Consider the following 22,694-nt stretch of genomic DNA (forward strand, 5'->3'; position numbering starts at 1 on the left):
CAGACACCACAGACTCCATGCAAAACCCGCCAATGGCGGTTATTCTTCCCCCCGACTGTTACGTGTGCATTTGGGGGAAAGGCCAGCATGGATAAAGTCATTGTGATCACCGGTGGCGGGCGCGGGATTGGCGCGGCCACGGCGCTGTTGGCTGCCGAGCAAGGCTATCGGATCTGCATCAACTATCAGTCGGATGAACAGGCCGCGCACAGCGTACTGGAGCAGGTCCGCGCATTGGGCGCCCAGGCCATCGCCGTACGTGCCGACGTCAGCATCGAAGACGAAGTGATCGCGCTGTTCCATCGGGTCGACACCGAGTTGGGCCGGGTCACGGCACTGGTGAACAACGCCGGCACCGTCGGACAAAAGTCGCGGGTCGACGAAATGTCCGAATTCCGTATCCTCAAAATCATGAAAACCAATGTCCTGGCGCCGATTCTTTGCGCCAAGCACGCGATCCTGCGCATGTCGCCCAAACACGGCGGGCAGGGCGGCAGCATCGTCAATGTGTCGTCGGTGGCCGCGCGTCTGGGCTCGCCGAACGAATACGTCGATTACGCGGCGTCCAAAGGTGCGCTCGACACCTTCACTATCGGTTTGTCCAAGGAAGTCGCGGGAGAGGGGATTCGGGTCAACGCGGTGCGCCCGGGTTACATCTATACCGATTTCCACGCCTTGAGCGGCGATCCGGATCGGGTCAGCAAGCTCGAGTCGGCGATTCCGATGGCCCGTGGCGGACGGCCGGATGAGGTGGCGGAAGCGATTGTCTGGTTGTTGTCGGATAAGGCTTCGTATGCGACGGGTACGTTTGTTGATTTGGGGGGTGGGCGCTGATCTTTGGGATTTGTGTTGCCTGATCCGGCCACATCGCTGGCAAGCCAGCTCCCACAGGTTTCTGTGTCGTACACAACCTATGCGGTGACAGAGATCACTGTGGGAGCTGGCTTGCCAGCGATGGCGCCAGCACAGGCAACATCCAACTGTCAGAACGACCGCACAATCCGCCCCAACGTTTCCATGGCTTTTTCCGAGTCCTCGGTCCAAGGGCTGCCATAGTTCAGCCGAATGCAATTCCTGAAGCGCTGCGTCGGCGAGAAAATCGGCCCCGGTGCAATGCTGATCCCCTGCGCCAGTGCCATCTGAAACAACTTCAATGAATCCATTTGCGGTGGCAGTTCCAGCCACAAAAAGTAGCCGCCCGCCGGTTGGCTGACCCGCGTCTGCGCCGGGAAGTAGCGGGCGATCGCCGCGAGCATTGCGCTCTGCTGTTCTTCCAGTGCGTAACGCAGTTTGCGCAGGTGGCGGTCATAACCGCCGTGTTGCAGGTAGTCGGCAATCGCTGCTTGTGCGGGCATCGAGGCGCACAGCGAAGTCATCAGTTTCAGACGTTCGATTTTCTGCGCGTAACGTCCGGCGGCGACCCAGCCGATGCGGTAGCCGGGGGCCAGGCTTTTGGCGAACGAACCGCAGTGCATCACCAGCCCTTCAGTGTCGAATGCCTTGGCCGGTTTCGGCGCCTGCTGGCCGTAATAGAGTTCGGCATAGACGTCGTCTTCGATCAGCGGCACTTGATGGTGGCGCAGCAGTTCGACCAGTTCCTGTTTCTTCGCCTCAGGCATGGTTGCGCCCATCGGGTTCTGGAAACTGGTCATGCACCAGCAGGCTTTGATCGGATGGCGTTCCAGGGTTTGCGCGAGCACGCCGAGGTCGATGCCGTCGCGCGGGTGCACGGGAATTTCCACGGCTTTGAGTTTCAGCCGTTCGAGCACTTGCAGGCTGGCGTAGAACGCCGGGGCTTCGATGGCCACCAGATCGCCCGGTTCGGTGACGGCTTGTAGGCACAGGTTCAGCGCTTCGAGGGCGCCGTTGGTGATCAGCAGTTCTTCCATCGGCAGCATCAGCCCGCCGACCATGTAGCGCAGGGCAATCTGCCGGCGCAGTTGCGGGTTGCCCGGTGACATGTCGGTGACAACCATGCGCGGGTCCATCTCGCGTGCGGCGCTGGCCAGCGAACGCGACAGGCGCTGCAACGGGAACAGGGTCGGGCTGGGGAACGCTGAGCCGAATGGCACGGTGCTCGGGTCCTTGATCGAATCGAGGACCGAGAACACCAGTTCGCTGACGTCGACTTCGGTGGAATCGTTGACGTGGCTGCTGATTACCGGCTCGGAAAACGGGCTCGGCGCGTGGGTGTTGACGAAATAGCCGGAGCGCGGACGCGCGCGGATCAGGCCGCGGCGTTCGAGCAGGTAATAGGCCTGGAACACCGTGGACGGGCTGACCCCGTAGGTCTGGCTGGCGTAACGCACCGAAGGCACGCGCTGGCCGGGGCCAAGGACGCCGGAGCGGATCAGTTCAGCGATGTCGTCGGCGAATTTTTCGTAGCGTTTCATCGAGTACCTTGGTGCTGGTGTTTTTGAGGTGTGTCAGGGAGGAAAAAGCCCTCACCCTAACCCTCTCCCAGAGGGAGAGGGGACTGATTGGGGGATGCTTGTGAACTACACCGACCTGAAAGTGCTTTGCTGAATCCATAGTCGATTCGGCCTGAAAATGCTTTGCTGAATCCACAATCGTTTCGTCTTGATAGTGTTTTGCTGAATCCATAATCGATTCAGCCTGAAAATGCTTTGCTGAATCCATAATCGACTCGGTCTGTCAGGTCGATGTATAGCGACAGACACCTCGGTCGGCCCCCTCTACCCCTGGGAGAGGGCTGGGGTGAGGGAGCGGATTCTAACGGCTCAACGATTCATCGGCGCAACAAACCTGCTCTTCGCCACGCTGTAAACCTCCGGCTCATCGCTGTCGGCAATCTTGAAACTCAAGGTCTGCGAACTGCTGGCCGGGCGTTCCGTGGTCATCGCCACCGACACTGGCACATCGACAATTTCCCCCGGGGCCAGGCTCAACTCGGTCTTGCCTTGCAACTGGAAGCCGTCACCGTCGACCAGGCTCAGGTTGTAGTCCTGGCGCTGCTGGGTTTTGTTAATGACTTTGAGGGTGTAGATGTTTTCAATCTGGCCCTGACCATTCTCGCGGAACAACCCGCGATCCTTGGTTACATCCAGCGAAACCATTGGCCGTTCGACCAGCGCCAGTGCCAATGCGCCGATCATCGCCACCAGCACCACGGTGTAGCCGATCAGACGCGGGCGCAGCAGGTGGGTTTTGCCACCCTGCAACTCGCGCTCGGAACTGTAGCGGATCAACCCGCGCGGGTAGTTCATTTTGTCCATGATCGAGTCACAGGCGTCGATGCACGCCGCGCAGCCGATGCACTCCATCTGCAAGCCGTCGCGGATGTCGATGCCGGTCGGGCAGACCTGCACGCACAACTGGCAATCGATGCAATCACCCAGGCCGGCTTCAAGCGGTTTCACATCGCGTTTGCGCGGGCCACGGTTTTCGCCACGGGCAACGTCATAGGAGATCGCCAGGGTGTCCTTGTCGAACATCACGCTCTGGAACCGCGCATACGGGCACATGTGCATGCAAACGGCTTCACGCAGCCAACCGGCGTTGATGTAAGTCGCAGCGGTGAAAAACAGCACCCAGAACAGGCTGACCCCGCCGATTTGCAGGGTCAGCAGTTCTTCGGCCAGTGGCCGGATCGGCGTGAAGTAACCGACAAAGGTCAGGCCGGTCAGCACGCTGATTGCCAGCCACAGGGTGTGCTTGGCCGCACGCCGCGCCAGTTTGTTCAGGCTCCACGGCGCAGCTTGCAGTTTGATGCGTTGGTTGCGCTCGCCTTCGGTGATCTTCTCGCACCACATGAAGATCCACGTCCACGAACTCTGCGGGCAGGTATAGCCGCACCAGACCCGGCCAGCGAACACGGTGATGGCGAACAGGCCGAACGCGGCGATGATCAGCAGCGCGGACAGCAGAATGAAATCCTGCGGCCAGAAGGTCGCGCCGAAGATGTGAAATTTGCTTTCGGAAAGATCCCAGAGCACCGCCTGACGTCCGCCCCAGTTCAGCCACACGGTGCCGAAAAACAGCACGAACAGAAAACCCGCGCCGCTCATGCGCAGGGTACGGAACAGGCCGGTGAAGCTGCGGGTGTGGATCTGGTTGTCGCTGGACCTGGCCGTCGCCTTCATTGGGCGTGCGGGCACCTTTTTTATATGAGGAGCTATGGTTGGGGATGCTTCTACGGTTCGGACGGGGATTTGTTCGCTCATGGTTATTCGCTCATCAGCCTCCATCAGGCCAGAGCACTATGAGCGTCGATCTGTTTGCATAACAGACTCAGCTATTTCAATAAAAAGCGGATCAGATGCGATTCTGTGCAACGCCTGCGACAACTTGAAGCAGCCCGCAAACAAAGGCGCAAACGCCTATATCAGGCGTTTGCGCGGGGTGTTGATCAAGGTCAGTCAAATCACCGAACCACTCTCGTCAGCCTTCAAGTGCTTGCGACCGTCCTTGGCACCCGCGACGGTCAATGCGTCAGCATCTGCTTCGGTGATGTACACGCGCCGGCCGTCTATTTCCACAAACGACATGGCCTTGTCGCTGTCCGTGAGCACTTCCAGGGTGTCGCAAATGCGGATTTCTTCGCCATTCTCGACAGTGAAAAAACATACTTTCTGTTCGGGATTGGATTCATCGACTCGAAGGAGCATGAGGGCAGTCCTTTTTTCAGGGGTGTCTGCAAGGTTAGGGCACAGGCTTCGCCGATCGTTCTGCGCAACTGATTAATGGTCGCCGCTGTCCATCGTCTATCGAGCCAATAACAAGGACTGCACGATGAACGCGTGGTGGCATGAAGTGTGGGAAACCCTGCAGGCGGAATTCGCCGACGTTGCGGATGCTTCGCAATTGACGCGCATTACCGTGCGCCTGCTGATGGCGGCGGTACTGGGCGGCATCCTCGGTTTTGAACGCGAGCACAAGGGCAAGGCTGCCGGGGTGCGCACGCATATGTTGGTGGCGCTCGGGGCCGCACTGTTTGTGTTGGTGCCGCAGACGTCGGGGGCGGAGTCGGATGCGATGAGCCGTGTGCTGCAAGGCGTGATTGCCGGGATCGGCTTTCTCGGCGCCGGGACTATCCTGAAAAACAAGGAAGGCGATGAAGGCCATGTCAAAGGCCTGACCACGGCTGCCGGGTTGTGGATGACCGCGGCCATTGGTGTGGCGGCCGGGTTGGGCCGGGAAGCGACGGCGCTGCTGAGTACCTTGCTGGCGCTGGGAATTTTCAGCGTGATGCCGCGAATTGTACGGCTGTTCGAAAACGACGATGAAAAGAACAGACATCTGTAGCCAATGATTGCTAACCCCTGTAGGAGCTGCCGAAGGCTGCGAGCTTTTGACTTTGATTGTCTAAAACCAAGATCAAAAGATCGCAGCCTGCGGCAGCTCCTACATGAGCTACATCGGTGATCAAACGATAACGGGCGGCATTGTGCTCGGCGGTTCTTCTTTCGGCGGTGGCGTGGTGCCGGGCGGTTCCTGCTCGGGAATCGGCTGCGGCTCGGTCTCTGGCAGCGTTGGGTTGTCGATGTTCGGATCGGGCGTTTCGGCCGGGATCGGGATGTTCATCTGATGACCTCCGTGTGGCACATGGCGTGAGAAGTGCTTAAGTGGATTGACCACCCTGCACGCGATTCGATCCGCTTTTCTGACACGGCAATTTCATCTGAACTTTTCCCGGCGCCGGCCGCTCGGAACCTAAGTGAGTTCATTTCGGGGCAGGTGCTTCGTTGTGAACACTGATCCGGCACAAGAGCGTCCTTGGGGCGTTAAGGAGAGATGCTCAATGACTGCTGAAAGACCTTCTGAACTGAGCTACAACCCGCACATGCCGCTGTCGCAGGCGTTGCTGCTGCCGCGCATTGTCATCGAAAACACCATGCCGACCCTCGATGGCGGGCAGTTCGCCGTGAAGTCGATTGCCGGCCGTGAAATTGTGGTCACCAGCAAAGTATTTGCCGACGGCCACGACAAACTCGCCGTGCGCATCCGCTGGCGCGAAGAGGGCGAGGAAACCTGGCAAACCGAGGTCATGGCTGATCAGGGCAACAATGGCTGGCAAGGCCAGTTCCGCCCTGAGCACCAAGGACGCTTCCTCTATTGCATCGAAGCGTGGATCGACCATTTCGCCAGTTTCCAATATGAACTGGAGAAGAAACACAGCGCCGCTGTGCCTGTTTCGCTGGAGTTGCAGGAAGGCCGAACCATGGTGCAACAGGCCGCCGAACGCAGCGAAGGCCAGCTCAGCGAACAGCTCGCCGCGTTGCATCACGAATTGTCCGGGTTGCTCGAAACCGAGCAGGTTGCGCTATTCCTGCACTCGCGCAGTGCGCAATTGATGGCTGAGGCCGATCACCGCGCTTACCTGAGCGTCAGTGCGGAGTTCCCGGTGGATGTCGAACGCGAACTGGCCGAGTTTGCCAGTTGGTACGAACTGTTTCCGCGCTCGATCACCGACGATCCCCACCGTCACGGCACCTTCAATGATGTGCACGCGCGTTTGCCGATGATTCAGGACATGGGCTTCGACGTCCTTTACTTCACGCCGATCCACCCGATTGGCCGCGCCCATCGCAAGGGCCGCAACAATTCCCTGACCGCCGGTCCCGATGATCCTGGCAGCCCTTATGCAATTGGCAGTGAGGAGGGTGGTCACGAGGCGATTCACTCGCAACTCGGCACCCGCGAGGATTTCCGTCGACTGGTGGCCGCTGCCGCCGATCACGGTCTGGAAATCGCCCTCGACTTCGCCATTCAGTGTTCCCAGGATCACCCGTGGCTCAAACAGCATCCGGGCTGGTTCAACTGGCGTCCCGACGGCACGATCAAATACGCCGAGAACCCACCAAAGAAATATCAGGACATCGTCAACGTCGACTTCTATGCGCCGGACGCGATTCCGAGCCTGTGGGTCGAGTTGCGCGACATCGTCATTGGTTGGGTCGAGGAGGGCGTGAAGATCTTTCGTGTCGACAATCCGCACACCAAGCCCCTGCCGTTCTGGCAATGGCTGATCGCCGACGTTCGCGCGCTGTACCCGGAAGTCATCTTCCTCGCCGAAGCTTTCACCACGCCAGCGATGATGGCGCGGCTGGGCAAGGTCGGGTACACCCAGAGCTATACCTATTTCACCTGGCGCAACAGCAAGACTGAGCTGGCGACGTATTTCACTGAGCTGAATGAATCGCCGTGGCGCGAATGCTACCGGCCGAACTTCTTCGTCAACACGCCGGATATCAACCCGGCGTTCCTGCACGAATCCGGGCGTCCGGGATTTCTCATCCGCGCCGCGCTGGCAACCATGGGTTCAGGCCTGTGGGGCATGTATTCGGGGTTCGAACTGTGCGAGTCGGCGCCGGTGCCGGGCAAAGAGGAATACCTCGACTCGGAGAAGTACGAGATCCGCGTCCGCGACTTCACCGAGCCCGGCAACATCATTGCCGAGATCGCCCAGCTCAACCGTATTCGCCGGCAGAACCCGGCGCTGCACACGCATCTGGGCCTGAAGGTCTACAACGCGTGGAACGACAACATCCTGTTTTTCGGCAAGCGCAGTTTTGACGGCAGCAATTTCATTCTGGTCGCGGTCAGCCTTGATCCGCACAACGTGCAGGAAGCGAATTTTGAACTGCCGCTGTGGGAAATGGGCCTGCCCGACGATGCGACCACCCACGGCGAAGACTTGATGAACGGGCATCGCTGGGACTGGCACGGCAAATACCAGTTCATGCGCATTGACCCGGCGTATCAGCCGTTCGGTATCTGGCGAATTACTGCCACCTAAGCATTGCCCAAACCCCTGTAGGAGCTGCCGAAGGCTGCGATCTTTTAGAAACAAGATCAAAAGATCGCAGCCTTCGGCAGCTCCTACAGGGGGATCAGCACAATCAGATTCTGTGCAGAAACGAATTTTTCAGGAGTTTCACATGGCGAAGAAACCCAAGGCAGCCACCTTTATCAAAGACCCGCTCTGGTACAAGGACGCGGTGATCTATCAAGTTCACGTCAAATCGTTTTTCGACTCCAATAACGACGGCATCGGTGACTTTCCCGGCCTGATCGCCAAACTCGATTACATCGCCGACCTCGGCGTCAACACCATCTGGCTGTTGCCGTTCTATCCTTCTCCACGCCGCGATGACGGCTACGACATTGCCGAATACCGAGGCGTGCACAGCGATTACGGGACCATGGCGGACGCCAAGCGTTTTATCGCCGAAGCGCACAAACGCGGTTTGCGGGTGATCACCGAGTTGGTCATCAATCACACCTCTGACCAGCACCCGTGGTTCCAGCGTGCGCGCAAGGCCAAACCAGGCTCGGCGGCGCGGGACTTTTACGTGTGGTCGGATGACGACCAGAAATACGACGGCACGCGGATCATTTTTCTCGACACGGAAAAATCCAACTGGACTTGGGACCCGGTCGCCGGCCAGTACTTCTGGCACCGTTTCTATTCGCACCAACCGGACCTGAATTTCGACAATCCGCAAGTGATGAAAGCCGTGTTGTCGGTGATGCGCTACTGGCTGGACATGGGCATTGATGGTCTGCGTCTCGACGCGATCCCGTACCTGATCGAGCGTGACGGCACCAACAACGAAAACCTTCCGGAAACCCACGACGTCCTCAAGCAGATCCGCGCCGAGATCGACGCCAATTATCCCGACCGTATGCTGCTTGCCGAGGCCAACCAATGGCCGGAAGACACGCAGCTTTACTTCGGTGATACCGATGCTGAGGGCGTTAATGGTGACGAATGTCACATGGCGTTCCACTTTCCGCTGATGCCGCGCATGTACATGGCTCTGGCTCAGGAAGATCGCTTCCCGATCACCGATATTTTGCGCCAGACCCCGGAAATTCCCGCCAATTGCCAATGGGCGATTTTCCTGCGCAATCACGATGAGCTGACCTTGGAGATGGTCACCGATAAAGAACGTGACTATCTGTGGAATTACTACGCCGCTGACCGTCGCGCGCGGATCAACCTCGGCATCCGCCGTCGTCTCGCGCCGTTGATGGAGCGTGATCGCCGCCGCATCGAGCTGCTTAACAGCCTGCTGCTGTCGATGCCCGGCACGCCGACCCTGTATTACGGCGACGAGATCGGCATGGGCGACAATATCTACCTGGGCGACCGCGACGGTGTGCGCACGCCGATGCAATGGTCGATCGACCGTAATGGCGGTTTCTCCCGCGCCGACCCGGCGAGTCTGGTGCTGCCGCCGATCATGGATCCGCAATACGGCTATCTGTCGGTGAACGTCGAAACCCAGTCTGGCGATCCGCATTCGCTGCTCAACTGGACCCGACGTCTTCTCGCTGTGCGCAAGCAGTCCAAGGCTTTCGGTCGCGGCACCTTGAAGATGCTCTCGCCGAACAACCGTCGCGTGCTGGCTTACACCCGCGAATTCACCGATGCCGATGGCAAGCACGAAATCATTCTGTGCGTGGCCAACGTTTCGCGCAGTGCGCAAGCGGTGGAGCTGGACCTGTCGGCCTACGTCGGCATGGTGCCGGTGGAGATGCTCGGCGGTAACGCATTCCCGCCGATTGGCCAGTTGAATTTCCTCCTGACCCTCGCGCCGTATGGTTTCTATTGGTTCGCCCTGGCGGCAGAAAACCAGATGCCGAGCTGGCACGTGGAACCGGCGCAAAGCCTGCCGGACTTCACCACGCTGGTGCTGAAAAAACGCATGGAAGAGCTGCTCGAAGCGCCGTCGCGTACGACGCTGGAGCAAAGCATCCTGCCGAGCTGGCTGCAGAATCGGCGCTGGTTCGCCGGCAAAGACGCGGCCATCGAAAAAGTGCATCTGGCTTATGGCGTGCGTTTCGGCGATGCGCAGCATCCGGTGTTGCTCAGCGAATTCGAAGTCACCAGCGGTGGGCAGACCAGTCGCTATCAACTGCCGTTCGGTTTCATTTCCGAGGATCAGGTCGGCCCGGCGCTGCCGCAGCAACTGGCCTTGTCCCGTGTACGCCGTGTACGACAGGTCGGCTTGATTACTGACGCGTTCAGCCTTGAAACCTTTGTTCGTGCGGTGCTGCAAGGCATGCAGAACAACACCGTACTGGAGTCGAGCGAGGGCGAAATCCGCTTTGCACCGACGGCGCATCTGGAAACGTTAGGCCTCGGAGCTGAGTCGGAAGTGCGTTATCTGTCCGCCGAACAATCGAACAGTTCGGTGGTGATCGGCAACAGCCTGGTGCTCAAGCTGATACGAAAAGTCGCTCCTGGCGTACACCCGGAACTGGAGATGAGCGCTTACCTGACCGAGGCCGGATTTGCCAATATCTCTCCGCTGCTCGGCTCGGTGATTCGCCGCGACGTCCAGGGCGAAGACAACCTGCTGATGATCGCCCAAGGCTATCTGAGCAATCAGGGCGACGCCTGGGAGTGGACGCAAAACAACCTCGAGCGGGCGCTGCGCGATGAACTGGCCGATGCCATGTCAGAGCAGGAACAGCATTACAACGCCCTCGGCGAGCTGAGGGATTTTGCCGGGATGCTCGGTCAGCGTCTGGGCGAGATGCACAAGGTGCTCGCCGCGCCCACCGACAATGCCGACTTCGCCCCGCAGGTGTCGACGGTCAAGGATATGCAGGCGACGGGCAAGGATGTCGTGGCCCAGGTCGAGCATGCTTTGAAACTGCTCAAGCAGCATCAGGGCGAACTCAGCGCAGCGGATCAGAGACTGGTGAATAGGCTGGTCGACGAGAAAAAAACCATCCTCGCCCACGTGCAGGATCTGGCGAAAAAAGCCGTCGGCGGTTTGCGCATTCGCGTCCACGGCGATCTGCATTTGGGCCAGGTGCTGGTGATCAAGGGCGATGCCTATCTGATCGACTTTGAGGGTGAACCGGCGCGGCCATTGAGCGAGCGGCGTGGCAAACACAGTCCGTACAAAGATGTCAGCGGCGTGCTGCGCTCGTTCGATTACGCGGCGGCGATGACCATCAACGTGCACAACGTTGACCACAGCGGCGAGTCTGAAACGGCGCGGCGTCTGGTGGCCGAGCGTTATCTGCGCGAGGCCCGCGAGGCATTTGTTCAGGCATATCGCCGTGCGGCAGCTAGTCTTGATCATGCCTGGCAAGATCCTGAAGGTGCCGACGCCGCGCTGGCGTTGTTCGGCCTGGAGAAGGCGGCCTATGAAGTGGCCTATGAAGCCGAAAATCGCCCCACGTGGTTGCCCGTGCCATTGCACGGTTTGTACGGGTTGTTGACGGGGCTTAAACCCTTTTCCGATCTTGGTGGAGAGTAGTCATGAGTTTCTCGAACAAGGAACAGGGTGTGGTTAAAGAGGCATTATTGCCGACCGCGAAGGACATCGACGCGCTGGTGCGGGCGGAACATCAAGACCCGTTTTCCATTCTCGGCCCGCACGGTGATGGTGCCGGCGGGCAATTTGTCCGCGCCTATCTACCCGGTGCGCTGAGTGTTGTCGTGCTGGACAAGGACTCCGGCGAAGAGCTTGGCCCGCTTCAGCAGGCTGATACGCCGGGGCTGTTTGTCGGTCATTTCGACCATGCACGGCCTTACCTGCTGCGCACGCGTTGGGCCGGTGGCGAGCAGGTGGCGGAAGATCCTTACAGCTTCGGCCAGTTGCTCGGCGAAATGGATTTGTATCTGTTCGCCGAAGGCAATCACCGTGACCTCAGCGCCTGCCTCGGCGCGCAGCTGAAAACCGTCGATGGTGTTGATGGTGTGCGTTTCGCCGTGTGGGCGCCGAATGCCCGGCGCGTGTCGGTGGTCGGCGACTTCAACGTCTGGGACGGGCGTCGCCATCCAATGCGCTTGCGTCATCCGTCCGGGGTCTGGGAGTTGTTTATTCCGCGCCTGCAAGCGGGTGAGTTGTACAAATACGAAATTCTCGGCGCCCACGGCATTCTGCCGCTCAAGGCCGACCCGATGGCACTGGCCACCAGCCTGCCGCCGGACACCGCGTCGAAAGTCGCCGAGCCGCTGCAAATCGACTGGCAGGATCACGAATGGATGAGCAGCCGCCGTGACCGTCAGAAACATTCGGCGCCGCTGTCAATCTATGAACTGCATGCCGGCTCATGGCAGTGCGAGCTGGATGATCTCGGCGAAGTCGCCCGCCAGTACACCTGGCCGGAGTTGGCTGAACGGCTGATTCCTTACGTCAAGGAATTGGGGTTCACCCATATCGAACTGATGCCGATCATGGAGCACCCGTTTGGCGGCTCCTGGGGTTATCAACTGCTGTCGCAATTCGCCCCGAGTGCGCGCTACGGCTCGCCAGCGCAGTTCGCCGAGTTCGTCGATGCCTGCCACCGGGCCGAGATCGGCGTGATTCTTGACTGGGTGCCGGCGCATTTTCCGACCGATACCCACGGTCTTGCCCAGTTCGACGGCACGGCGCTGTACGAGTACGGCAACCCGCTGGAAGGCTTCCATCAGGATTGGGACACGCTGATCTACAACCTCGGGCGCACTGAGGTGCACGGCTACATGCTGGCTTCCGGGCTGCACTGGTTGAAGCATTTCCACGTCGACGGCCTGCGCGTCGATGCGGTGGCGTCGATGTTGTACCGCGACTATTCGCGCAAGGCCGGCGAATGGGTGCCGAACCGCCATGGCGGCCGGGAAAATCTGGAGGCCATCGACTTCCTTCGCCATTTGAATGACGTGGTTGAGCTGGAAGCGCCGGGTGCGCTGGTGATCGCCGAAGAGTCCACGGCGTGGCCGGGTGTCAGCCAGAGCACGCAGCAGGGCGGTCTGGGTTTCGCCTACAAATGGAACATGGGCTGGATGCACGATTCGCTGCATTACATTCAGCAGGACCCGGTGTACCGCGCCCATCATCACAACGAGTTGAGTTTTGGTCTGGTTTACGCCTGGTCCGAGCGTTTCATCCTGCCGATCTCCCACGATGAAGTGGTGCACGGCAAGCATTCGCTGATCGACAAGATGCCCGGCGATCGCTGGCAGAAATTCGCCAACCTGCGCGCATATCTGAGTTTCATGTGGACGCACCCGGGCAAGAAGCTGTTGTTCATGGGCTGCGAGTTTGGCCAGTGGCGCGAGTGGAATCACGATCAACAGCTGGACTGGTATCTGCTGCAGTATTCCGAGCACAAAGGCGTGCAGAAACTGGTCGGCGATCTCAATCGGCTGTATCGCGAAGAGCCGGCGCTGCACGATCAAGACGACGCGCCGCAGGGTTTTCAGTGGTTGATCGGCGACGATGCAATCAACAGCGTTTATGCCTGGCTGCGCTGGAGCAAGGAGGGTAAACCGGTGCTGGTGGTGGCCAACTTCACGCCAGTGCCGCGTCAGGCTTATCGCGTCGGTGTGCCGTTTGCCGGGCGCTGGAGCGAATTGCTCAACAGCGATGCCGACACCTATGCCGGTTCCAATTACGGCAATGGCGGCGGGGCGTTTACCGAGGAGGTGCCGAGCCATGGTCAGTCGCTGTCGCTGGAGCTGAATCTGCCGCCGTTGGCGGTGTTGATCCTCAAACCTGAAGGTTGATCTAAAACCGTGTCGCTGCATTCGCGAGCAGGCTGGCTCCCACAGGGGAAATACATTCCAAATGTGGGAGCGGGCCTGCTCGCGAAGGCGCCGGTTCAGGCATCTTCAAAATCCGGCCCACCGCTCACCAACGCATCCTCACCCCAAGGCTGCCAATCAACCCGTTCAAATCATTGTCATCGACATCGCTGCTGTAATCGGCACTGACATACAGACTCACCACCGGCGTCACCCGCGCTACCAGTCCCAAGCCCAACTCAACGGTGGAGGACTTGCGGCTGCTACTGATCTTGTCGACCTGATCCAGCGTCACCGTGCTACCGGTGTAAACGGTGTGCCAGAGGTTCGTGCGCACATAGGGTTCGACCGGCAGACCATTCAAATCGTAACTGCCTTTCAAGCGTGCGCCGACGCGGCCACTCCACGCCGTCAGATCGGTGGAGGATGCATTGCCCGAGCCGGCGTAGGGTGTGTCGAGGGTAATGCGTTGATTGATCAACTGCGCCTGTGGTTCGACCACCCAGTTGTCACTCAAACCAATCGGAAAACCGCCTTCCACCGAGAAGGTCATGGCGCTGCCTTCGGTGGCTTGCCGGGCGCCTTGACCGTTGCGGCTGAAGCCGCTGACCCGGCCACCGCTGGCCGACAGGTCTACGTGCCAGCCTTGCGCACCGGTGAGGCTGTAGTAGGCGCCGAGGCTCTGGCCTTGGAGATTGAGGGTGTCGCTGTTCGGATCGGCCAAGGCGCGACTGGTGAGTACGCCGTTGCCATTGGCCTGAATCTGGTTGACACCGCCGATGAGGCCGAGGGTCTGGGTATGGTTGGCGCCTCGAACGGTCAGCACCGCCGGACCTTTGACGTCACCGCTGCCGGGTGTTGCGAAGCCTGAGGCAAGCACATCGGTTTGCGCTTGCCGGGCGCTGCGACCATAGAGCAGGTCCCACGCGCCGGGTGCAAGATCTTCTGTGATGAGGTCGGCGCCCTGCAAGTCTGGCCGTGGGCTCAGGCGGCGAGGCTCGGGCGTTATGACGGTGGTGGGCAGCGTCAGCACGGGGACATCCGCGCGATACCACGGGGTGGTTTCATCCGCCGCAGGACCGGCCTGCGCCTCCATGGATGAGCACAGCAAGATAGAACTCGACACTGTGCAGAAAGTGATTTTGATCTCGTGTGGGCCGATTGAAGTTCTCATGGAGGTCTACCTTGCAGGCGCATGCGGCATCTCGATGTGGCGTCTCTCCTACCCCGAACGAGGGGCGACCGAATGGAGCGGGGCGAACCGTGGCCGCTCGATTTCGCGAGTGTCCGGAGGTTCGTCCCGGTAGTGATTCCGGGGGTAGTAAGGTAGAGATAAGAAGAGTCGTGCCCGCACGTCAAGAAATTGAACGATGAGCGGTAGCCGTAAAACAGGATCTGCAAGCGTTTGTTTTTCTGCACATAACTAAGTGGTTGTTTGCATGGAAAAACGCAGTGAAAGCCCCGGCTTAGAGGGCTTCAGTTACCGACAGAAGGTCTGCCGGCACTGAAAGGGCACAAGGAGTGCGAATCTGCCACATAGGGTATTGCTGTCACTAATGCGTTTACAGGTGCACCTCGACCGCCAGCGGCAGGTGATCCGACAGATGCGTCCACGGCTTGTTGCCGAGGATTTGCGGGTCATGGCTGCTGGCATTGCGCAAATAAATACGGTCCAGCCGCAGCAACGGAAAGCGCGCCGGGTAGGTCTTGGCCGGGCGCCCGTGGTGGCGTTCGAAGGCTTCGTGCAGGTAGTCGCGACGGCCGAGGGCGACGTTGCCCTGAAGCTGCCAGTCGTTGAAATCACCGGCGATGATCACCGGGGCATCGTCGGGCAGGGATTCGAGCAACTGGCAGAGCAGTTGCAGCTGCAATTGCCGATGGCTTTCGAGCAGACTCAGATGCACGCAGATCGCATGGACTTCGGCGTGCCCCGGGACGTCGAGCACGCAGTGCAACAGGCCACGACGTTCGGGGCCGGTGATCGAAACGTCGAGGTTGCGGTACTCGCGTATCGGGTATTTCGACAGCAGCGCATTGCCGTGATGGCCGTCGGGATAAACGGCATTGCGCCCGTAAGCGAAATCGCTCCACATGCTGTCGGCGAGAAATTCGTACTGCGAGGTTTGTGGCCATTCGTTGTAACGGTTCGAATGCCGTTCGTGTTCACCCACCACTTCCTGCAGAAACACCAGGTCGGCCGAGGTACTGCGCACCGCTTCGCGCAGTTCCGGCAGAATGAATCGCCGGTTGAATGCGGTGAAACCCTTGTGGGTATTGACCGTCAGCACCCTGAGACGATGAATGACGGGCGCGTCGACAACATGACGCTTGGGATCGCTGGACACGTTCACTCCTCTGGATTGCGGGCCGCTTATTCATGCGACTGATGGGGAGGGGCGGCAGTTCCTTTTGCTTGGGGGCGCCATTCATCTGTAGGAGCTGTCGAGTGAAACGAGGCTGCGATCTTTTGAATCTGCTTCTGCAGATCAAGATCAAAAGATCGCAGCCTTCGGCAGCTCCTACAGGGTACTTGTCAGACGAAGACGATTTCGTAGGGCAGGCGCATTCTTTCCAGAATCACCGGCGGCAGCATCGGTGCAATACCAATCGCCGGTTCACCCTTCAGCTGGCTGGCGTAAGCGTGGGTGGCGTGGCTCTTGCGCGCCACGGTCCAGGTGTCGAGGCGCAGTTTGCGCGCACGCTCCCAAGGGATCATCTGCTGATCGCGTTCAGGCCAGTGCCAGGCCCACACCGGCACGTCATGGAAGGTCGCGCCGGCTTGTTCCGCCGCTTGCGCACTGGCCCGGCCCACCGCTTCGTGGTCGTCGTTGCCATCGCCGCGCCAGGTGCTGAACACCACGTCACCGGGACGCAGGTAGCGGCTGATGAACTCGGTTACTTGATCTTGCTGATCGCACAGGGCGCTGTCGGTGAAGCCGCCGCGCACCCATTTCAGGCTGTGCATCGGCAGGCCGAGACGGCGCAGGGCTTCGACGCTTTCCTGTGGGCGGAACACGCTCAGGCGCTTTTCCGACCATTGCCGCGAACCCGGGTGGCTGGCGCTGCCATCGGTGATCGACAGCAATAGCAGTGGATGACCGAGGCTTGATAGCAGTTGCAGCAGGCCGCCGCAGGTGACCACTTCATCACCCGGATGCGGGGCGATTATCACGGCGCGGGCGCCGGCGGGGACCAGGCTCAAGGTATTGATGACGGGAATGTTGTCCAGTTGCGCGGCGCTGTTCCAGATTTGCGCCGGCAGACTGCTGTCACTGAGGGATAACGGTTTCATGGTGTGACGTCCTTGTGTTGTTCGGCCCTCAGTCGTGCGATTGGCGGTGATTGCCAGACGCCAGCGACCCGTGAAGGCGGGTTGAATGCCTTGCGACGCTCCGAACCCTGGATTGCCGCGCAGCAGAGTATTGCTCATGAAGCGAAGTTCGTCGCGTCACAGATCAATCTGATCCGCTTTTTTTTGCTCCATCTGTGCCAGATTTCGCAGATAGTCACCGAAGCCGCCGCGCGCACGGCTGTCGAAGCGTGCGCTGGTGAGCACTTGCGGGCGATGGCTCCAGGCGATGTTGGCGCCGTCCAGTTCCAGCTCCCGCACCAACTGCACATCCTCGTCGCAGGCCAGCGGTTTAAAGCCTCCGGCCCAGCGATAGGCGTCGGCGCTGATGCCCAGATTGGCACCGTGGATATGCCGATGGCCATCGCAGGCCCGGTAATCCCGGTGATAGCGGATTTGCGCCGCTTCATCGAACGACTCGTGCCAGCGTTCGACGGTGACGGTACCGCATACCGCGTCGGCACCCAAACCCAGTTGCGCCACCAGCCAGTCGTCGGCCACTCGGCTGTCGGCATCCGAGCAAGAGATCCAGCGCGCGCCGCGCTCCAGCAATAGCTGCGCGCCGGCCGCCCGGGCCTGGCCGACATTGCGAGCGTCGATGTGCAGGCTCAGCACCGGATAGCGGCTGACAATCTGCGCCGAGCGGTCGGTGCAGCTGTCGAGCACCACCAGCACTTCAACCTTTTCACCGGCCAGCAAACCGTGGCGACTGGCGCGCATGGCCGCGCTCAGGCAGTCGCCGAGCAGATCCTCCTCATTGTGCGCCGGGATCAGAATGCCGATCATCGCAAGCCCTCCAGTGCTGCCACCGAGCGTGGTTCGCGGCTCCACACCTCAAGGATGAAGTCCGCTTCCTGATGCAGAACCAAGCGTGGCAGATGCAGTTTTTCGTGAATCAGGTCGTGAACCTGTCGCGCATTCAGCGGACAGCCATCGATGGGCGGGCGCCAGTGACAGGCCAGGAACTGGCCATCGGCAGTCAGGCATTCACTGGCCCGACGGATCACTTCTGTCAGATCCTTACTATCCAGGTAGTAGCCGATCTCGCTAAATACGATCAGGTCGAATTTTTCCTCCGGCCAGTCGCCGGGAAGACGGTTTTGTCGCACTTCGGCGTGATCGAACAGGCTCAAACGGGTGCGCGCCAATGTCACCGCCGCGCTGGCGGTGTCACAGCACAACAATCGATCGCAACGGGTGGCCAGTTCGGCGCTCAGCTCGCCGTTGGCGCAACCCGGCTCGAAGATTGCCCGATAGTGCGGACGCGGCAGGGCGGCGAGGGTGATTGCGCGTTTGCGCTGTTCGTACCAGCGCTCGCGGAACGCCCACGGGTCGTCGTTACCGGCGAACAAACCGTCGAAATAGCGATCCTCGACACTCATAGAAACACCACTTCGAAGGGCTGTAAGAGGCGATCGAGCACATACGGGGCGAGCACCGGACCGAGTCCGGCGTCAGCATCGCCTTCCAGTTGACTGGCGAACGCGTGCACCGCGTGGCGCTTGCGTGCGACTTGCGCCGGCGTCAGAAGAATCTTGCGCGCTCGCTGCCACGGTACGAAGGCGTCCTCCGGGGTTGCCCAGTGCCAGGTCCACACCGGCAGTTCATGGCAAGTCGCACCGACCCGTCGGGCAGCCTCGACACTGGCGCGGCCTACGGCCTCGTGGTCGCAATGACCGTCCTCGCTCCAGGTGGTGAAAAGCACATCATCGGGGCGCAGGTGCTGCTCGATGAAATCGACCAGCTCAGCTTCCTGAGCCGCGACCTGCGTGTCAGTGAAACCACCGCGCAGCCACTTCACCCGATGCATCGGCAAACCGAGGCGGCGCAGCGCTTCGGCTGACTCCTGCGGGCGCACTACGCTCAGACGTTCCACCGGCCAGCGACTGGAACCAGGGTGACTGGCACTGCCGTCAGTGACTGAAATCAGCTGCAGAGGCCGGCCGGCCTCGGCGAGCAATTGCAGCAAACCGCCACAACCAAGCACTTCGTCGTCCGGGTGCGGCGCGACAATCACCGCTCGCGCGCCCGGTGGCACCAGACTGAGGATGTCGATGCTGTCCAGCTCCGCCAGGTGCCGCGACGCCTGCCACTGATGCAGGCTGGTGCCCTGGCCGACAATCGGATTGGTTTTCATAGCGTCCATGCCTCCGAAGACTGCCCGGCCAGCAGTTGGCCGAGTGCGGCCAGATCCCGTTCGGCGTGACTCTGGCGCAGGAACACCGGCAGATCGGCGCTGAGCCGGGCAAAGTGGCGATCCTTGCAAAACGGCCCGGCGCCGAGGGCGCGGCCGACTTCACGCATGACCTGTTCGGCCGACTGCTCGACCACCGCACGGGCACGACGGGCGAGCAATTCGGCGTTGTCCTCGGGATGGGCATCGATGTGCAAAGCGCTGAAACGCAAGACATCCGCCGCTGCCTGCAAGGCGCTGTCGACTGCGCCGAGATGGGCGAGGGCGTGCGGTTCCGGGCGTTGCTCACACTGTGCGCGCAATGCGTCGGCGATTTGCCGCGCAGCACCGTACCAGCACGCGGCAATACCGATGCCGCCCTGCCAGAAACCCGGGCGTTGCAGATAATCGCCGGGATTGCCGATGGCCTGCGCTTCGGCACCGTCGAACAGCACCTCGACGCTGCCAGTAGCCGCCATGCCCACCGCTTGCCAGCCTTGCTCGGTGACGGTCACGCCCGGTTGGTCGAGAGCGACAGCCACCAGTTGTTGCTGATCATCGCTATCCCAAGCGGTGAGCAGGGCATGGCTGAGCACGGCGGCGCCGGAGCACCATGCCTTGCGTCCATGCAGCGCGACCATGTGCCCGGCCGGGCTGACGTTGACCCGTGCCTGCGGCGGTTCCGCTGCCCACATGCCCCAAGTGCTGCCCGGCGTAGGCGAGCCGCCGAGTTGCTCAATGATCGCCAGTGCGTCGGTGTGGCCCTCGAACAGTTTGCACAAACCCAGATCATGCCCGCCGACTTCCGCCAACCGCTGAAAACGCTCCAGCGTGCGCCCACTGCCCGGTAACGGCAGACGATCCAGCCCGGCCTCGACCAGTGCCCGCAGGCAATCGCCGAGGGCTGCGGTGTGTGGATAATCCGCTGGACGTCGGCTCAGATAGCGGTGCAGATCCATATCAGTCTTCTTCATCACGTTGCAGTTCGAACAGCAGCAGCGAGCGCCCGGTGACCGAGTATTCGTGGCCGAAATCGAAGCGTTCCTGACCACGGATTGACGGCTGATTGGTGTCGATCATGCAGGTCCAGAAGCTGCCCTCCGGCACTTCCGGCAAGGTGAAATTGACGATGTCGTGGTGGGCGTTGACCACCAGCAACAAGGTCGCATCCGCGCCTTTGCGGCGGATCCCGGTTTCCTGCGCGCGGCCGTCGAGCAGCATGCCCAGGCAGCGGTTGTGCGCATCGTGCCAATGCTCGGTGGTCATCTCGGTGGCGTCCGGTGCCAGCCATGTAACGTCCTTGACGCCGATGTCCTCGTTGTACTCGCCAACCAGGAAGCGTCCGCGACGCAGGATCGGGTAAGCCAGACGCAACTTGATCAGGCGTTTGACGAATTTCAGCAACGCCTTGCCGTCCTCGCTCAGGTCCCAGTTGACCCAACCGATCTCGCTGTCCTGGCAATAGGCATTGTTGTTGCCGTCCTGGGTGCGGGCGAATTCATCGCCGGCGACGATCATCGGCGTGCCTTGGGCGAGCAGCAGGGTGGCGAAGAAATTGCGCATCTGCCGATGGCGCAGCGCATTGATTTCCGGATCGTCAGTCGGGCCTTCGACGCCGTGGTTCCACGACAGGTTGTTGTTGCTGCCGTCCTGGTTGTTCTCGTCGTTGGCTTCGTTGTGCTTGTCGTTGTACGACACCAGATCGTTGAGGGTGAAACCGTCGTGGGCGGTGATGAAGTTCACCGAAGAGTACGGCCGCCGCCCGCGCTGGTTGAACATCTCGCCGGAGGCAGTCATGCGGCTGGCGAAATCGGCGACCTGGCCGTCGTCACCTTTCCAGAACGCACGCACGGTGTCGCGAAACTTGTCGTTCCACTCGACCCAACCCGGCGGGAAGTTACCGACCTGATAGCCGCCGGGGCCACAGTCCCACGGTTCGGCAATCATTTTCACCTGACGCAGTACCGGGTCCTGGCGGCAAGCCACGAGGAAGCTGTGACGCTCGTCGAAACCGTCGTGATAACGACCGAGAATCGTCGCCAGGTCGAAGCGGAAACCGTCGACGTGCATCTCACTGGCCCAGTAACGCAACGAGTCGGTGACCATTTGCAGCACGCACGGGTGGCTCAGGTCGAGGGTGTTGCCGGTGCCGGAATCGTTGATGTAGTAGCGTTTGTCATCGGGCATCAAGCGGTAGTACGAGGCGTTGTCGATACCGCGCATCGACAGGGTCGGACCTTGTTCGTTGCCCTCGGCGGTGTGGTTGTAGACCACGTCGAGGATCACTTCGAGATTGGCTTCGTGCAGGTGCGCGACCATCTCCTTGAACTCGGCAATCTTGCCGCTGGCGAGGTAGCGCGGGTCTGGGGCGAAAAACGCGATGCTGTTGTAACCCCAGTAGTTGGTCATGCCTTTGTGCAGCAGATGCTGATCGTTGACGAAGGCATGGATCGGCAGCAACTCGACGGTGGACACGCCGAGCTTGCGAATGTGTTCGAGGACATCGTCGACCATCAGCCCGGCAAAGGTGCCGCGCACGTTCTCCGGCACCGAAGGGTGACGCATGCTGATGCCGCGCACGTGGGTTTCATAAATGATGGTCTTGTCCCACGGCACGCTGACGCGGTGGTCATTGCCCCAGGTGTGCGCCGGGTCGATGACTTTGCACTTGGGCACAAATGGCGCGCTGTCGCGTTCATCGAAACTGAGATCAGCGTCAGGGTGGCCGATGGTGTAGCCGAACAGCGCTTCTGACCATTTCAGTTGGCCGACCAATTGCTTGGCGTACGGGTCGATGAGCAATTTGTTGTGGTTGAAGCGGTGACCGTTGGCCGGGTCGTACGGGCCATAGACGCGGTAGCCGTAGATCAGCCCCGGGTGCGCGTCGGGCAGGTAGCCATGGTAGATCTCGTCGGTGTATTCCGGCAGTTCGATGCGTTCGAGTTCGACTTCGCCGGCATCGTCGAAGATGCACAGTTCGACCTTGGTGGCGTTGGCGGAAAACAGAGCAAAGTTCACCCCCAGACCATCCCAGGTCGCACCAAGCGGGAAGGGCAGGCCTTCACGGATTCTCGACGGCTCGGCGTGTGCGGTGGGTTCGGCTTTCGTTGGACGGGTCATGATTGCTCCTGCAAAAATCGGGATGGTTCAGTTGACACTGATCCCCTGTGGGAGCGAGCCTGCTCGCGAAAGCGGTGGGTCAGCTGACAGAGATGTCGGATGTGCCAACGTCTTCGCGAGCAGGCTCGCTCCCACAGGGTTTTGTGTGTTTCTTAAGGGCGAGTCAGCCCTCGGTGGCGAGCGAACCCGCCACACAATCATTCAGTTCAATAATCCGGTTAGAGCGTCAGATCGCCGAAGGCTTCTTCGGCGCCCGAGGCTTTTTCTCGGCGGCTTTTTCGCCCGGCGGAATCACTTTCGCGGCGCCTGCCGGTTTGCCTTTGGCCGGTGGTTTCGGCTTGGTGAGCGGGGCCTTGGCCTCGGCCGTTTTGCCAGCCGCTTTGCTGCCGGCGGCTTTTGGCGGTTTCTTCGGTGCCAGGGCCTCAGCTTCAGCGAGCTTGCGCGCCATCTCCCAATGGCGCGCCTCCTGACCATCAGGCTGACCTTCCGATTCCCAGATTTGATAGGCGAATTCGCGAATGCGTTTATCGTCGGTACTCATCGCAATGCTCCTGAAC

The 22,694-nt window shown here is 60.5% G+C and carries 18 protein-coding genes; 5 read left to right on the plus strand and 13 right to left on the minus strand.

The window, feature by feature from the left end; genetic code table 11:
• Window positions 1-87 precede the first annotated feature (87 nt).
• Window positions 88-834, plus strand: coding sequence for an SDR family oxidoreductase (locus M9827_RS08125; protein ID WP_250604931.1), 747 nt, complete (start codon window positions 88-90; stop codon window positions 832-834).
• 149 nt (window positions 835-983) lie between these two features.
• Here M9827_RS08125 and mapR read toward each other — a convergent pair whose 3' ends face one another.
• The 3 genes from mapR to M9827_RS08140 form a co-directional block, all read right to left on the minus strand.
• Entirely contained in the window at window positions 984-2,393 is a 1,410-nt protein-coding gene (gene mapR / locus M9827_RS08130) for a GntR family transcriptional regulator MpaR (protein WP_016985121.1), read from the minus strand.
• A gap of 348 nt (window positions 2,394-2,741) precedes the next feature.
• Entirely contained in the window at window positions 2,742-4,184 is a 1,443-nt protein-coding gene (ccoG, locus tag M9827_RS08135; RefSeq protein ID WP_250604932.1) for a cytochrome c oxidase accessory protein CcoG, read from the minus strand.
• 195 nt (window positions 4,185-4,379) lie between these two features.
• Complete coding sequence (locus M9827_RS08140; protein ID WP_250604934.1) at window positions 4,380-4,628, minus strand: DUF3203 family protein; 249 nt, start codon at window positions 4,626-4,628, stop codon at window positions 4,380-4,382.
• A 124-nt stretch (window positions 4,629-4,752) separates the two neighbouring features.
• Between M9827_RS08140 and M9827_RS08145 the strand changes: the two genes are divergently transcribed.
• Window positions 4,753-5,265 carry an MgtC/SapB family protein gene (locus M9827_RS08145; protein WP_250604936.1) on the plus strand — a complete coding sequence of 171 codons (513 nt, stop codon included), beginning with the start codon at window positions 4,753-4,755 and terminating at the stop codon, window positions 5,263-5,265.
• A gap of 120 nt (window positions 5,266-5,385) precedes the next feature.
• On the opposite strand, the gene M9827_RS08150 is transcribed toward M9827_RS08145, so the two are convergent.
• Complete coding sequence (locus M9827_RS08150; RefSeq protein ID WP_250604938.1) at window positions 5,386-5,544, minus strand: hypothetical protein; 159 nt, start codon at window positions 5,542-5,544, stop codon at window positions 5,386-5,388.
• Between the two features lie 217 nt (window positions 5,545-5,761).
• On the opposite strand from M9827_RS08150, the gene M9827_RS08155 reads away from it, so the two are divergent.
• The 3 genes from M9827_RS08155 to glgB all read left to right on the plus strand — a co-directional run bounded on the left by M9827_RS08155 (window position 5,762) and on the right by glgB (window position 13,477).
• Entirely contained in the window at window positions 5,762-7,759 is a 1,998-nt protein-coding gene (locus tag M9827_RS08155) for an alpha-1,4-glucan--maltose-1-phosphate maltosyltransferase (protein WP_250604940.1), read from the plus strand.
• A gap of 142 nt (window positions 7,760-7,901) precedes the next feature.
• A complete protein-coding gene (treS, locus tag M9827_RS08160; RefSeq protein ID WP_250604942.1) occupies window positions 7,902-11,243 on the plus strand; it encodes a maltose alpha-D-glucosyltransferase in 3,342 nt (1,113 codons plus the stop codon).
• 2 nt (window positions 11,244-11,245) lie between these two features.
• A complete protein-coding gene (glgB, locus tag M9827_RS08165; RefSeq protein ID WP_250604944.1) occupies window positions 11,246-13,477 on the plus strand; it encodes a 1,4-alpha-glucan branching protein GlgB in 2,232 nt (743 codons plus the stop codon).
• Window positions 13,478-13,601: 124 nt separating this feature from the next.
• Here the strand turns inward: glgB and M9827_RS08170 are convergent, their stop codons facing one another.
• From M9827_RS08170 to M9827_RS08210, 9 genes are all read right to left on the minus strand, one after another.
• A complete protein-coding gene (locus tag M9827_RS08170) occupies window positions 13,602-14,669 on the minus strand; it encodes an autotransporter domain-containing protein (RefSeq protein ID WP_250604946.1) in 1,068 nt (355 codons plus the stop codon).
• A gap of 388 nt (window positions 14,670-15,057) precedes the next feature.
• Window positions 15,058-15,840, minus strand: coding sequence for an endonuclease/exonuclease/phosphatase family protein (locus M9827_RS08175; protein ID WP_250604948.1), 783 nt, complete (start codon window positions 15,838-15,840; stop codon window positions 15,058-15,060).
• 188 nt (window positions 15,841-16,028) lie between these two features.
• Window positions 16,029-16,787 (minus strand): PIG-L deacetylase family protein, encoded by a 759-nt coding sequence (locus M9827_RS08180; RefSeq protein ID WP_250604950.1) that lies wholly within the window; start codon window positions 16,785-16,787, stop codon window positions 16,029-16,031.
• Between the two features lie 156 nt (window positions 16,788-16,943).
• A complete protein-coding gene (locus M9827_RS08185) occupies window positions 16,944-17,630 on the minus strand; it encodes a glycosyltransferase family 2 protein (protein WP_250604952.1) in 687 nt (228 codons plus the stop codon).
• Window positions 17,627-18,226 (minus strand): SAM-dependent methyltransferase, encoded by a 600-nt coding sequence (locus tag M9827_RS08190; RefSeq protein WP_250604954.1) that lies wholly within the window; start codon window positions 18,224-18,226, stop codon window positions 17,627-17,629. The genes M9827_RS08185 and M9827_RS08190 overlap by 4 nt, the downstream gene beginning before the upstream one ends.
• Window positions 18,223-18,981 (minus strand): PIG-L deacetylase family protein, encoded by a 759-nt coding sequence (locus M9827_RS08195; RefSeq protein WP_250604956.1) that lies wholly within the window; start codon window positions 18,979-18,981, stop codon window positions 18,223-18,225. The genes M9827_RS08190 and M9827_RS08195 overlap by 4 nt, the downstream gene beginning before the upstream one ends.
• Entirely contained in the window at window positions 18,978-19,976 is a 999-nt protein-coding gene (locus tag M9827_RS08200; RefSeq protein ID WP_250604958.1) for an acyl-CoA dehydrogenase family protein, read from the minus strand. Before M9827_RS08200 ends, M9827_RS08195 begins: the two co-directional genes overlap by 4 nt.
• Window position 19,977: 1 nt before the next feature.
• Window positions 19,978-22,137 carry a glycogen debranching protein GlgX gene (gene glgX, locus M9827_RS08205; RefSeq protein WP_250604960.1) on the minus strand — a complete coding sequence of 720 codons (2,160 nt, stop codon included), beginning with the start codon at window positions 22,135-22,137 and terminating at the stop codon, window positions 19,978-19,980.
• Window positions 22,138-22,363: 226 nt separating this feature from the next.
• Window positions 22,364-22,678 carry a DUF2934 domain-containing protein gene (locus tag M9827_RS08210; RefSeq protein ID WP_250604962.1) on the minus strand — a complete coding sequence of 105 codons (315 nt, stop codon included), beginning with the start codon at window positions 22,676-22,678 and terminating at the stop codon, window positions 22,364-22,366.
• Between the last annotated feature and the right edge of the window lie 16 nt (window positions 22,679-22,694).

Origin of the sequence: Pseudomonas sp. AKS31 (assembly GCF_023634765.1) — a bacterium.
GTDB lineage: Bacteria > Pseudomonadota > Gammaproteobacteria > Pseudomonadales > Pseudomonadaceae > Aquipseudomonas.

Coding starts and splice junctions, on each gene's coding strand:
- M9827_RS08125 (WP_250604931.1), top strand. CDS start 88: ATGGATAAAGTCATTGTGATCACCGGTGGCGGGCGCGGGATTGGCGCG.
- mapR (WP_016985121.1), bottom strand. CDS start 2,393: ATGAAACGCTACGAAAAATTCGCCGACGACATCGCTGAACTGATCCGC.
- ccoG (WP_250604932.1), bottom strand. CDS start 4,184: ATGAGCGAACAAATCCCCGTCCGAACCGTAGAAGCATCCCCAACCATA.
- M9827_RS08140 (WP_250604934.1), bottom strand. CDS start 4,628: ATGCTCCTTCGAGTCGATGAATCCAATCCCGAACAGAAAGTATGTTTT.
- M9827_RS08145 (WP_250604936.1), top strand. CDS start 4,753: ATGAACGCGTGGTGGCATGAAGTGTGGGAAACCCTGCAGGCGGAATTC.
- M9827_RS08150 (WP_250604938.1), bottom strand. CDS start 5,544: ATGAACATCCCGATCCCGGCCGAAACGCCCGATCCGAACATCGACAAC.
- M9827_RS08155 (WP_250604940.1), top strand. CDS start 5,762: ATGACTGCTGAAAGACCTTCTGAACTGAGCTACAACCCGCACATGCCG.
- treS (WP_250604942.1), top strand. CDS start 7,902: ATGGCGAAGAAACCCAAGGCAGCCACCTTTATCAAAGACCCGCTCTGG.
- glgB (WP_250604944.1), top strand. CDS start 11,246: ATGAGTTTCTCGAACAAGGAACAGGGTGTGGTTAAAGAGGCATTATTG.
- M9827_RS08170 (WP_250604946.1), bottom strand. CDS start 14,669: ATGAGAACTTCAATCGGCCCACACGAGATCAAAATCACTTTCTGCACA.
- M9827_RS08180 (WP_250604950.1), bottom strand. CDS start 16,787: ATGAAACCGTTATCCCTCAGTGACAGCAGTCTGCCGGCGCAAATCTGG.
- M9827_RS08185 (WP_250604952.1), bottom strand. CDS start 17,630: ATGATCGGCATTCTGATCCCGGCGCACAATGAGGAGGATCTGCTCGGC.
- M9827_RS08190 (WP_250604954.1), bottom strand. CDS start 18,226: ATGAGTGTCGAGGATCGCTATTTCGACGGTTTGTTCGCCGGTAACGAC.
- M9827_RS08195 (WP_250604956.1), bottom strand. CDS start 18,981: ATGAAAACCAATCCGATTGTCGGCCAGGGCACCAGCCTGCATCAGTGG.
- M9827_RS08200 (WP_250604958.1), bottom strand. CDS start 19,976: ATGGATCTGCACCGCTATCTGAGCCGACGTCCAGCGGATTATCCACAC.
- glgX (WP_250604960.1), bottom strand. CDS start 22,137: ATGACCCGTCCAACGAAAGCCGAACCCACCGCACACGCCGAGCCGTCG.
- M9827_RS08210 (WP_250604962.1), bottom strand. CDS start 22,678: ATGAGTACCGACGATAAACGCATTCGCGAATTCGCCTATCAAATCTGG.